The sequence below is a fragment of the Bradyrhizobium sp. USDA 10063 genome (assembly GCF_054063735.1).
The window spans coordinates 6,810,802-6,823,310 of record NZ_JBSSGP010000002.1 but is presented as its reverse complement, the minus strand read 5'-3'; the positions used below and the strand labels follow the sequence as shown (position 1 = coordinate 6,823,310).

The following is a 12,509-nucleotide window of genomic DNA, read 5'->3' as shown; positions in this document are numbered from 1 at the left end:
CGCGGACGGAACGGCTGTGCCGAAACGGACCGGCGGCACAGCCTTCGTATCATGCACAGCGAGGTCCCGCCCGGAAAACCCGTAAATTCGCATGTACTCATACCCGCGCCGAACAGCATCGGCGATGCGCGGGTCCGTCTCTGCAATATCCGGGCAAGCCGTGCAGACGGACACGAAGCACGACTTCTTATGGTTACTTCGCGCTGCCAGCCGCGCCTCACGCATCAGCCGCAAGCAAAATTAACCACCGCGGATCCCGGCCAGAGCCGATGCCCCGGTTCGGCATCGATCTTGCTGAAAGACTTGCCGAGGAAGAACGGCGGCCTGGAAAGCGACAACCGTGAACGTGATCGCCAGAGAGAGCTACGAGATGGACCCAGTTGCGTTGTTAACCCCGACTTACGGGCGCGACCTGGAAATCTGTACTTTGCTCTGCGAGAGCGTGGACCGGCACGTCACTTCGTTCTCCAAGCACTATCTCTTGGTTCCCGATTGCGACCTGCCGCTGTTCGCGCCGCTTGCCAGCGATCGTCGCGTCATCATCCCGGCCTCGACCTTCCTGCCCGATTGGCTGCGGCCGCTGCCACGCATCATCCAGCGTCGGCGGCGCCAGTTCTGGTGGTCGCTGCGGGCCAAGCCGGTGAACGGATGGCATGTACAGCAGATCCTCAAGATCGCCGCCACCATCGCGTTGCCTCACCAGCGCTTCTGCATCCTGGATTCCGACATCGTGTTCTTCCGCGACTTCGACCTGACACGGTTCGAATATCCGAACGCGATCCCGATGCTGACCATGTCGAACGCGGTGACCGCGGACCAGCCGCGGCATTCGCGCTGGCTCGTGACCAGCCACGAGTTGCTCGGGCTGCCGACGCCGCCGTTTCCGGCCGACGATTTCATCGGGCACATCATCTTCTGGGACAAGCGGACCACTCGCGCCCTGGCCGAGCGCATCGAGGCTGTCACCGGCATCGACTGGATCGAGGCGCTGTGCAAGACGCGCGAATTCTCCGAATACATGCTGTACGGCTATTTCGTGCAGAACGACGCTGCAGCCTCGCTGCGGCATACCCAGGTCCCAAGCACGCCCTGCGTCAGCTATTGGGACGATCCGAGACTCAGCAAGAGCGAGCTGCAGGATCTCTTGCGCCGCGCCAACAAGGACGACGTCGCCTTCTCGATCGCGTCCTTCTCCGGCACGCCGGTCGGGACCATCCGCGCAGCGATCGCCGAGAGCAACGAGATTCTGTCCCTCGCCGGCAGCGAACGCGTGGAGTTCGCGGCGTTATGCTGATCGGGCAAGCCAGCATCAACCTGACTGCCAACATCCTCTCGGCGCTGCTCGGGCTGCTCAGCGTGTTCGTTTTCACACGGCTGTTCTCGCCGCATGATTACGGCGTCTATCTGCTCGGCATCGGCTTCGCTTCCGTGATCAGCGTATTCCTGGTCGGCTGGTTCAGAAATCTGATCCTGAGCGGGCACGCCCGCAACGATGGCACCGACGTCCGCGACCTCGTGCTGTCAGGCTATATGATCTGCTGCCTGACGGCGCCGATCGCCTATGTGCTGGCCCGGCTCGCCGGCCTGGATGGCACTGCGGCACTCGCCACCGTAGTGCTCTCGGTTGCTATCGGCCTATTCGAACTGACGCAGGACCTGGTTCGCGCGCGACTGATGGCGCTTTCGGTGATGAAGGCGACGCTGGTGCGCGCCGTCGCCGTGCTCGGCCTCGGCATTGTCGTCGCGCTCGTCAGCCCGAACGGCTTCTGGCTATTGCTTTCCTCTGCCCTCGCCTATCTGCTCGCGGTGCTCGTACAGTCGCGCACCGCCTGGCGCGGCACGCATGTCAGCTTCGATCGCACCTCGCTCATGGCCGTGGCCAGGACCGGCCTGCCGCTGACGCTGTCGCTGACCCTGCTCGCCATCGCCAGCGTCACCGACCGCTTCATGATCGCCAACCTCGTCGGCGCGGCCGACGCCGGCCGATATGTCGCCTCGCTCGACCTGGTCCGGCAGACGCTGATGATGCCGGCGATGAGCATGGCGGCGGCGTTCTTTCCGCTTGCCGTCCAGATCCACGCCAAGCAGGGTGACGGCGCGGTGCGTTCGCATCTTGCCGAATGTCTCGAGCTATTGCTGTCGGTCACGCTGCCGGCTGCGCTCGGCTTTGCCGTGATCTCGGCGCATGTCGCCAACATCATTCTCGGCGTGGATTTTCGCGAGCTCGCGGCGGAGATCATGCCGGTGATCGCGATCGCAGTGGTCTTCCAGGTCCTGACGCAGCAATATCTGCATGCGAGCTTCCTGCTGTCGGGCCGCAACGGCTTCTATCTCGTCAACACGGCGTCGCTGATCGCAGCGAACGTGATCCTGTCTTACCTCCTCGTCAGCCACTACGGCACGGTCGGCGCAGCCTGGGCGCGGCTCGGCGCCGACATCATCGGCTTTGCCTGTGCGCTGGTGCTGACCCGTTACGCCTTCCGCGTTCCACTGCCGCTCGGCCGGCTGGCGCTCGTCCTGATCGCCGCGCTCGCGATGGCGCTGACCGTCGCGGCACTCGATCGCATCCTGCGCATTCCGGATCTCGCCGCATGCATCGTGCTGGCGGGGGCAGGTATCCTCACCTACGCCGCCCTCGCCTGGCTATTCGACATCGCCCGGATTCGCGGCCGGCTGAAGCATGGCTTGATGGCGTTCAGAGCAAAATTCGCAAACAGCAACATTGGATGACAGCCAATGACCGACACTCTTACCCTGGATCGCATCCATACAGCGCTCTCCGATGTCAACGCGGCTGGGCCGTCCGTCCACCCACAGTCGCTACTCGACCTGCCGCCGGGCGAGGCACGGCAGAGCCTGCTCACCGTGCACAGCATCCTGGAGGCGGCGCTGCCGGCGCGCCCGCTCGCGATCTACGAGGCCGGTGGCGGCTCCACCAGCTTCCTTCCGCTCAAGGTGCTGCGGCGCAGCCACATCACGGTGGTCGACATCGATGAGGACCAGGTCAAAAACAATCAGTACGCGCAAGCAACGATCCTGGGCGACATCCAGACCTATCGTTTCGCACCGAAAAGTTTTGATTTCATCGTCTGCTACAACGTCATCGAGCACGTACCCGATGTCGAAGCCGCGCTCAGCGGCTTCTGCGAGGCGATCAAGCCGAACGGCTTGATCCTGATCGGCGCGCCTAATCCGCATTCGCTGTCCGGCGTGGTGACGAAATACTCGCCGCATTGGTTCCATGTCTGGTTCTACCGCTATGTGCGCGGCGACAAGAAGGCCGGGCTGCCGGGCGAGGCGCCGTTCCCGACCCATTTCCATCCGCTGGTCACGCTGGGCAAGCTTGAAGCCTTCGCCAGGGCGCACGGCCTGCAGGTGATCTACCGCAAGGTCTATGAGAGCCCGCGCTATCCGGAGATGCGCCTGCGCAAGCCCCTGCTCGCCGCGCTGGTCGACGTCGCCGCGAAGGCGATGAACTTCTTCCTGCCCGGCAAGACCGACGTGCGGCACGGCGATTATCACGTGATCCTGCGGAAGCTGTAAGAACATGCACGCCTTGTGGTCCGAAGCGGTGGTGAAGCTCAGCCACCGGCTGGCGATGCATCTGCCGGTCGGTCGGGTCCGGCTGCGCAATGCCACGCCGATGGTCAGCTTCACCTTCGACGACCTGCCGAAGAGCGCGGTGACATCAGGCGCCGACCTGCTGGAGGCGCATGGCGCCCACGGTACATTCTATGTGTCGGGCGGCCTGGTCGGCGTCGATACGGCGAACTGGAGGTCAGGCGACGATGACGACGTGCTGTCGCTCCATCGCCGCGGCCACGAGATCGGCTGCCACACCTTTTCGCACCGGCGCACCAGCGATCTCGATGAGAGCTCGCTTGCCGGCGACATCGCCTGTAACCGCCGCTACTTCGACTTGCTCGATCCGTCGATGCAGATCGAGACCTTCGCCTATCCGTTCGGCTACGGCTCGTTCGCGCACAAATATCTGCTCAAGTCCAGATTTGCGACCTGCCGCTCGATCGTGGAGGGCGTGAACTTCGGCGACGTCGACCTGCAGTTCCTGCGCGCGATGCCGCTGATCGACCGCCAGATGGATCGCGATGCAATCGAGCGGGCGTTCGACGAAGCACAAATCCATAACGGTTGGTTAATTTTTTACAGTCACGACGTTGCCACGCAGCCCAGCTTCTACGGCTGCTCGCCAGAGCTCCTGAACCACGCGCTGGAAACGGCGGCGAGGCGGAATATTCCGGCGCTCACGATGGCGAAGGCGTTCCGATGCGCGAGCGCTTAAACGCTTTGTTTGCCTTTTCAGTGAATAGTCCCTCAAAGACTATGGTTAATTTTTCCTGTTGCGTTGTTGCCGCGCGGTCCGCTGTCGCGCATCACGCAGCCCGAAGAGTAACCCCTCAGCCGATGCGTGCGGCGTTTGGAATGGAAGCTGGGGTCGATGCTTGATTACAACCAGCCGATAAACAACCAGGCCAAAAGCCAGGGCGGTGGCGAGCCGCGCCGAAGCCAGGGCTTCAACCACGGCTTCAACGTGGTCGACCTGGTCGCGCTGCTGTGGCGTCGCAAGGCCGCGATCGCGGCCGCCGCACTGCTTTGCGCCTGCATCGCGGTTGCGATCGGCAAGAGCCTTACTCCGAAATACACCGCAACAGCGCAGCTCTATGTCGACCCGCGCGAGTTACAGCTCGTCGAGCGCGAACTGACCCCGCGCGCGCAGGACGTTTCGGGCCTCGCCATGGTGGTCGACAGCGAGGCGCGGGTGATCACCTCCAACAGCGTGCTGCTGCAGGTCATCAAGAATACCAATCTCGACAAGGACCCCGAGTTCGGCGGCGGCGATGGCAAGAGCCCCCTCGGCTCGCTGCTCGGCTTGGTCGGGATCGAGCTGCGTCCGACCGCGGAACAGCAGCAGCAGGCGACGATGAGCGCGCTGGACGCGCTCGGTCGCCACATCAACGTGCGCAAAACCGACCGCACCTTCGTCGTCGACATCGACGTCTGGTCGTATGAGCCCGCGAAGGCGGCGATGCTCGCCAATGCGCTTTCGAGCGCCTATCTCGCCGAATCCAAGCAATCGCAGTCCGCCGCCGCACGGCGCGCCACCAGGGATCTCTCGGGACGGCTGAAGGAGCTGCAGGAACGGCTGCGTAACGCCGAGAACACGCTTGCGGTCTACAAGGCGCAGAACAATTTCGTCGGCACGCAGGACACGCTAATCGCCGACCAGCAGCTTTCCGCCAGCAACCAGCGGCTCGCCGCCGCACGGGCGCTGACGCTCGATGCGCAGGCGAAGTATGACCAGATCGAGGCCAGCCGACGCAATTCGAGCGACCCCGGCGCGATCCCCGAGGCGCTGCAGTCGCCGACCATTGCGAACCTGCGCGCGCAATATGCCGATGCCAAGAAGCGGCAGGCCGAACTGCAGAGCGAATTAGGCCCGCGGCATCCGGCACTCCGGCAAGTCGAACAGCAGGTCGAGGATCTCCGCCGCACCATCAAGGAAGAGATTGATCGCTTCGCGCAGGCCGCGAAGAACGACCTGACCCGCGCCCGCGACTACGAGGCATCGCTGAACAAGGCGCTGGACGCGCAGAAGCGCCAGAGCGTGCAGATGAGCCAGGCCTCGGTGCACTTGCGCGAACTCGAGCGCGACGTCGAGGCCAGCCGTGACGTCTACCAGTCCTTCCTCAAGCGCTCGCGCGAGACGGAGGAGCAGGAAAGCCTGAACACCTCGAGCGCGCGCGTCATCGGCGAAGCCACCGTGCCGCAGCGGCGCACGTTCCCCCCGGCGATGAGCCTGCTCGCCATGATCGGTTTCGTGCTCGGCGGGCTCGCGGCCGCCGCCTGGATCATTGCCGCCGACCAGCTTGCGCCCGGCGCCGACCCGCTTCGGCCGAACAAGTCGACCTCGCCTGAGAAGCAGACGACGGCAGTCCCTGCGAAACAGCCGGTCGCCAACAGGCCCGCGCCACAAGCAGCAGTCAGCGTCATCGAGAAGCCCGTGATCGTCCGGCTGCAGGAATCCGACGTGATGCGCACGCTGGGCGGCATCCTCACCGCAGGCCATGTCGCCGACGTCACCCGGCTGGGCTGGCCGACACTGCGCGCGGGCTTTCCGCTGATGGCTTTCCTCAACGTCATGCGCGAGGCGCGCGCGACGCTCGAGAAGCGCGCGCCCGCGACCGGCGCGCCGGTCATGGCTGTGATCGGCGCGGGTCCATCCGCCGACCGCAGCGTCGTGGCGCTGAACGTCGCGCTCTCGGCCGCGCGCGACGGCGCCAAAGTGCTGATGATCGATGCCGATCATCGCGATCGCGAATTGTCAGGCAAGGTCATCAGGCTCGGCAAGAGCGACGCTGGCCGCCTCGGCTGGCTCAGCATCGGCAGCAAGGCGACGCGCGCCATCAATACGGCGAACGGAATTTCCATCCTGCCCGTCATCGCGGGCGGCGACGCCAAAGCGGCGGAAGCCATCCGCAAGTCGGTCGCGCAAGCGCGGCCCGTCGGCGGTTACGATCTCATCATTCTCGACGGGCCGGCGATGCCGTGGAGCGCAGCGGACCGCAAGCTGCTCGAGCTCGCCGACGGCCTCCTCGCCGTCCTCCCGGTCCATCTCGACATCAACGACTGCATGGAAGACATCATCACTGCGCTCGGTGGGGCCGAGCGCAAGCTGATCGGTGTCGTCCTGAACGAGCTCAATCCTACGGTGGAGAACCGTCAGCAAGACAAGCAATATGCGTGAGCGCAAACCGGGTGGGGATCATCTCTCTCCACAAGCGCCGGTGCACGTGGCTTGACCCCCACCCTACCCTCCACCTTTCAAGCAGGGTTATCGCATATGAAATAGAACTTGGTGGGCAGTCCCTTCGGGGCCCATCCTTCGAGACGCCGCTGCGCGGCTCCTCAGGATGAGGTCTGATTTCGCGGCAGATCTTAGACCCTCATGGTGAGGAGCGCCGCTTGCGGCGCATCTCCGGACGATGCTCGCATCGCTCGGAGAACCATGAGGCCCACCTCGTTCACAGCCACCAAACAGCTATACGCGATTGCCCTGCCCTGGAGGGGAGGGAGAATGCCGTTACAGTGGCTTGATCTGCACTTTCCGGAACTTGACCACGCCCGAGCCATATTGAAGCGCGATCGGACCGCTCGCGTGCGTCTTGTCCTGCACATCGACCGTCTTCTGCCCGTTGAGCACGACGACGAGATGCGGACCCTGCGCCGTGATCTCATAGGTGTTCCACTTGCCCGCCGCCTTGGGCATCGGGTTGACCTTGCCGACATCGACGATCGCGCCGGTGCCGTAGGTCGGATCGGGCCGCTTGTCGAAGATATTGACCTCATAGCAGACCTTGGAATCGATGGTCTTGTTGGTGTCGCAACGGATGAAGATGCCGCTATTGGCGTCCTCATCGGTCCAGAACTCTGCCTTGATCTGGAAATCCTTGTAGGAATTCTTGCTGACGAGATAGGACAGATCCTTGCCGTCGAGCTTGTCGGCGACCAGCGCGCCGTCCTTCAACGTCCAGTTTGCCTTGCCGACCTCGTCCCAGTCGCCCTTCTTGGTGCCGTCGACCAATGTGATCCAGCCGTCTCCCTCGGCGGAAGCGAGATTAAAGGACAGAGCGGCACCGATCAAAAGACCGGCAGCAAGCGTCCACACATGTTTCATCAAAAGCATCCTCCCGATGTTGTTTTGATTGTGCGGGCAAACTAATCACTGCCGCGCGCGAGCGCAAATCGATTTCGATGCTGCAGTTGCGTTGTGCGAGAAGCTACGCATCCGCCGATCACGCATGCATGCGCGTATGTTGTCCGCTGCCGGAGCTCGCCAATTGCATTGGTAACATCAGAGATGGCGAGGACGAGATACGCAGCAACCTTTGCCCGGCTGCCGCGTTCATCGTCTCCATCATCCACGGAGATCAACGATGGCAATGGCCGCAGAGATCAAGGAACATATGGACGTCATCTCGTCGGACCGGAAGACGGTTGGAAAGGTCGATCATCTCGAAGGAACCGACAAGATCAAGCTGACCAAGCAAAGCTCACCCGACGGACAGCACCATCATTTCATCCCGCTGTCCTGGGTCGACCATGTCGACCAGCATGTCCATCTGAACAAGACGGGCACCGAGGTGACCACGCACTGGCAACACGGCCGGCAATAGATGGCAACGCGGCTTTGCGTTGGCCGCGAAGGTGGATATCATCGGGAGCAGAACAGAGGATCCCGATGCATCCCGCCGCGAAACTGCAATTTGAGCGCATCGTCGATGAATACGGACGCTGGCGCGCCATTCCGGAAAGCGAACGGCCGCCGGCGCCGGCCTGGTGGTGGGGGCCGGCGTTCGAACTACGCGAAACCGCTATGGAATTGCCAGCCGACTGGACCGTCAGATTAAGACTCGCCAAGGGCGCCACTTTTGCAGCGGGCGCCGCCGTGCTGCTGAAATCACTCGCCGGTCAGACCAATCTGCCGTGGCCCTATGACTTCTCGCGCAAGGTGAAATCGACCGATTCGGACGTGCGCGACCTGCATGTGCAGCCATCAGATGACAGCGCGTTTCCACCCTAAATCCGACGCCGCCTGATCGTCCGCGGCATCGTCCGCCGGCTGCAGCGGCGGAGAAATAAGCGCCGGCGCAGAACGCAACAACTCGGCGAGCTCCTGCGGTGGCAGTGGCTTGCTCAGCAGAAAGCCCTGCATCTCATCGCAGCCATGGTCGCGCAGGAAGCGTTCCTGCTCGGCCGTCTCCACGCCCTCGGCGATCACGGTCATGCCGAGCGCCTTGCCCATGCTGATGATGGCTTGCGCGATCGCCTGGTCCTCGCTGTCGCGGGCGAGGTCGCGCACGAAGGAGCGGTCGATCTTGATGGTGTCGATCGGGAACTGCTTCATCAGCGACATCGACGAGTAGCCGGTGCCAAAATCGTCGATCGCCAGGCGAATGCCGCGGCTCTGGATCGCATCCAGCACCCGGATCGCCCGCGACACGTTGCGCATCACCATGCTTTCGGTAACCTCGAGCTGCAGCAGCGCCGGCGACATGCCGCTCGAGCGCAGCGCCTCGTCGACGTCCTGCAGAAGATGCTCGTCGGCGAATTGCCGCGGCGAGAGGTTGACCGCCATCGTCACCGGCCGCAAGCCGCGGCGCTGCCAGGCCATGTTCTGCGCACACGCCTCCTTCAACACCCAGCGGCCGATCGGCACGATCAGCCCGATCTCCTCCGCGAGCGGGATGAACTGAGGCGGCGCGACCTGCCCGAGATCGGGATGGGTCCAGCGCAGCAGCGCTTCGACGCCGGTGATCTGGCCGCTCGCGATGTCGATCTTCGGCTGGTAGTAGAGCGAGAACTGATCGCGCTCCAGCGCGCGACGCAGGGCATTCTCCAGCGTCAGCCGTTCGATCGACTGCGTCTTGATCTCCTTGGAGTAGAAGCGGAAGCCGTTCTTGCCGTCCTCCTTGGCGAGGTACATCGCCATGTCGGCATTCTTGGTCAGCGTCTTGGCGTCCGAGCCATCGGCCGGATACATCACGATGCCGATCGAGGCCGTGGTGTGGCATTCGTGTCCGCTCAGTTGCAGCGGCTGGCTGAGCGCCGACAACAAGCTCTCGGCGATCGTCTCGACATCGGGACGATCGGTCTCTTCCAGGATGACGACGAATTCATCGCCGCCGAGCCGGGCGATGACGTCGCTCGAACGCAAGGTGCCGCGCAGCCGGTCGGCGATCTTGACGAGTAGCAGGTCGCCGGCGTCGTGGCCAAGCGAGTCGTTGATGACCTTGAAACGGTCGAGATCGATGAACAGCAGGGCGAATTGGCGCTGGTGGCGGCCGGCCACCTCGATGGCGTGTCGCAGCAATTCGTTGAAGGTTTCCCGATTAGGCAAGCGCGTCAGGCCGTCATGGGAGGCGAGATATTCGATCCTCTCGTCGGCCCTCGCCTTCTCGTCGGCGCGATCGAAATTTTCCAGCGCGAACGAGACATTCTCGGCGAGACGTCTGAGCAGCCCGATCAGCTCGGGGCTGAAGGCGCCGATCTCGCTGGAGAGGAAGATGATGGCGCCGATCGGCTTGCCGTTCTTCAGCAGCGGGAATGCGGCGCCGGAACGGGTGCCGGCGTCGCGCAGGACCTGGAAGAACGGGCTCGAGGCGCCGAAATCGCCGAGATAGTCGTTGCTGATGCAGGGTTTCCGGGTGCGGAATGCGATGCCGGTGAGGCTGCGCCCTTCAGGATGCGCCGCATTGACCGACAGGCGCACGTTGAACGCACGCTCCGCGTCGGGACCCGCCGAGGCGACGTTTTCCAGATAATCGTCGCCCGGCCGCTCCAGCGCGATCGCGGTGGAGGTGAAATTGCCGCCGACGACCGCGGCCTCGCAGACGAGATGGAACAGCTCGGTCCGCGACTTCGCCCGCATGATCGCTTCATTGGTGGCGCTCAGCGCCGCGAACATGCGGGTCAGCCGTTCCTTCTGATCCTCGGTCCTTGCCTTCTCGTCCGCGCGTTCGAAGCTGCCGAGCGCAAACGACACGTTGTCGGCCAGCCGCTGCAGCAGTTCGGCGAACTCGGCGGTAAAGGTGTCGCGTTCGGACGAGATGAAGAGCATCACACCGACCGGCTCACCGTCGACGAACAACGGAAACGCCGCGCCCGATCGCGCGCCCTCGCGTTCGATGATGTACCGGAACGCATTCGCTGCGATGTCCTTCAGGAAATTGTTGTCGATGCTGGCCTGCCTGGTGCGGAATGCCGTCCCGCAAAGCCCACGTCCCTCCGGAACGGATTCGTTGATCGATACCTTGAGCTTGCGGGCATTCTCGGACGTTGGTCCTGCGGTTGCCGCCATGTCGAGATAATCGCTGCCGGGCGCGATCAGGAAGATGCTGGTCGAGTTGAACCTGGCGCCCTTGCCGGCCGCCTGACACACCAGCGCGAACATCTCCTCGCGCGATCTCGCCCGCATGATCGCTTCGTTGGTCGCGCTCAGCGCCGCGAACATCCGCGACAACCGGTCCTTTTGCCGGTCAGCCTTGGCCTTTTCATTGGCGCGCTCGAAATTGTCGAGCGCAACCGAGACGTTCTCGGCGATCCGCGCCATCAGCGCGACGATCTCTTCGTCTGCCGCCCACGACCTGCCGACAAAAAACAGCAGGACCCCGACGCTCTTGCCGAACTTCGTCAGGGGAACCCCGATGCAGGCCATGACGCCGGTCTCGCGTCCCATCTGTCGCCACGGACCGTCCGACTGGGGGATGTCGTTATTGATACACGGCCGCTGCGTCCGGAACGCCTGCCCGCAGACACCCTTGCCGTAGATATTGTCGGGATCGGTCGAGAAGCGCGTCTGCGTGATCAGCTCGATCGCGTCGCCGGTGCCGGCGACCGGCTCGAGCCAATGGGTGTCAGGCTCGGCGAGCAGGACCACGGTGGCGACGGATTTCCCGCTATGGACGGCGGCGTCGCAGACGCGCTGATAGAGATCGTGCTCGGTCTTGGCGCGAAGGATCGCTTCGTTGGTCGCGCTGATCGCGCCGTACATCTGGTTCAGGCGGCGCATCGCCCGCTCGCCGCTCTTGCGCATGCGCTCGCGCTCGAAATTGTCCAGCGCAAACGAAACATTCGCGGCCATGCGCGCCAGCAGGGACACGAGCTCGTCGCCCAGCGAGCCGACCTCGCGCCGGGTGACGAGGAAAACGCCGACGCTGCGGCCATTGCAGATCAGCGGCATTGCCGCCGCTGCGGCAACATCGCTGCTGCGAGCACCGTCGCGCCAGGCGAGCGAGCGCGGATCATTCAGATAGTCGTTGCTGACACAGGCCTTCTGGTCGCGGAACGCCCGTCCGCACACCCCGTCGCCCTCAGGCGTATTCGCCATGATCGAGATGTCGATGCCGCGCAGCCGCGCGATATCCTCGCCGAACCCGACCGCAACGCGGAGCAGGCCGGTCTCGGCATCCAGCAAGAAGACCGCCGTCGCGAGGAAGTCGCCGCTGGAAAAAGCGGCCTCGCAGACCTTGGCGTACAGCTCCTCCGGCGATTTGGCGTACAGGATCGCTTCGTTGGTGACGTTCAACGCCGCGGATGTACCTCCGATGGTCGGCTCCAAGCGATCAACTCCCTGCGGCCAGTCTCGGCCGGCCCCGCGGGATTTTATGCGGAGCAGAGACCTAAGTGGACGTTAGGAACAGCCATAAGTTGCGAGTCAAAGTAAATGCGAGACGAACAAAGTCGGACAGAACCCCGAAAAATTACCGGTTTGTTGACGATTTCTTCCGACGCAAGAGAGCTGCCGAATAGGGCTCGCCCCCGTGCCTGCAAGGCGCCGGTTCCCTGCCATGAGACCCGCACGCTGAAAAGCCGCGCCGGCGTCATGGCGGACCGGACATTCTGGCCTTGCTCGCCGCCCATCGCTTTGAGACCATGGCGCTCTACACAGCAAGATCCGCCGCATGACGCGGGCTTCAAGTCAGAGGAAACCC

Annotated in this window: 9 protein-coding genes; 7 read left to right on the top strand and 2 right to left on the bottom strand. The window is 63.6% G+C overall.

Features of this window, described 5'->3' with window-relative positions:
• The first annotated feature begins 340 nt into the window (after positions 1 to 340).
• The 5 genes from ACVJGD_RS34125 (at position 341) to ACVJGD_RS34105 (ending at position 6,763) form a co-directional block, all read left to right on the top strand.
• The gene (locus ACVJGD_RS34125) at positions 341 to 1,294 is read left to right on the top strand and encodes a DUF6492 family protein (protein ID WP_456638319.1); all 954 of its coding nucleotides are present in this window, start codon (positions 341 to 343) and stop codon (positions 1,292 to 1,294) included.
• Positions 1,288 to 2,730 carry a lipopolysaccharide biosynthesis protein gene (locus ACVJGD_RS34120; RefSeq protein WP_456638318.1) on the top strand — a complete coding sequence of 481 codons (1,443 nt, stop codon included), beginning with the start codon at positions 1,288 to 1,290 and terminating at the stop codon, positions 2,728 to 2,730. The genes ACVJGD_RS34125 and ACVJGD_RS34120 overlap by 7 nt, the downstream gene beginning before the upstream one ends.
• 6 nt (positions 2,731 to 2,736) lie before the next feature.
• A complete protein-coding gene (locus ACVJGD_RS34115) occupies positions 2,737 to 3,543 on the top strand; it encodes a class I SAM-dependent methyltransferase (protein WP_456638317.1) in 807 nt (268 codons plus the stop codon).
• 4 nt (positions 3,544 to 3,547) lie between these two features.
• Positions 3,548 to 4,300: a polysaccharide deacetylase family protein gene (locus ACVJGD_RS34110; protein WP_456638316.1), complete on the top strand. Its 753-nt coding sequence runs from the start codon at positions 3,548 to 3,550 to the stop codon at positions 4,298 to 4,300.
• A gap of 156 nt (positions 4,301 to 4,456) precedes the next feature.
• Complete coding sequence (locus ACVJGD_RS34105; protein ID WP_456638315.1) at positions 4,457 to 6,763, top strand: exopolysaccharide transport family protein; 2,307 nt, start codon at positions 4,457 to 4,459, stop codon at positions 6,761 to 6,763.
• 336 nt (positions 6,764 to 7,099) lie between these two features.
• Here the strand turns inward: ACVJGD_RS34105 and ACVJGD_RS34100 are convergent, their stop codons facing one another.
• Positions 7,100 to 7,693, bottom strand: coding sequence for a 3-keto-disaccharide hydrolase (locus tag ACVJGD_RS34100; RefSeq protein WP_456638314.1), 594 nt, complete (start codon positions 7,691 to 7,693; stop codon positions 7,100 to 7,102).
• 259 nt (positions 7,694 to 7,952) lie between these two features.
• Here ACVJGD_RS34100 and ACVJGD_RS34095 point away from each other — a divergent pair, with 259 nt between their 5' ends.
• Positions 7,953 to 8,192 carry a DUF2171 domain-containing protein gene (locus ACVJGD_RS34095; RefSeq protein ID WP_028168725.1) on the top strand — a complete coding sequence of 80 codons (240 nt, stop codon included), beginning with the start codon at positions 7,953 to 7,955 and terminating at the stop codon, positions 8,190 to 8,192.
• Positions 8,193 to 8,257: 65 nt separating this feature from the next.
• Positions 8,258 to 8,599, top strand: coding sequence for a hypothetical protein (locus ACVJGD_RS34090; RefSeq protein ID WP_456638313.1), 342 nt, complete (start codon positions 8,258 to 8,260; stop codon positions 8,597 to 8,599).
• Here the strand turns inward: ACVJGD_RS34090 and ACVJGD_RS34085 are convergent.
• Positions 8,573 to 12,136 (bottom strand): bifunctional diguanylate cyclase/phosphodiesterase, encoded by a 3,564-nt coding sequence (locus ACVJGD_RS34085; RefSeq protein WP_456638312.1) that lies wholly within the window; start codon positions 12,134 to 12,136, stop codon positions 8,573 to 8,575. The two genes, ACVJGD_RS34090 and ACVJGD_RS34085, sit on opposite strands and share 27 nt — an antisense overlap.
• Positions 12,137 to 12,509 lie beyond the last annotated feature (373 nt).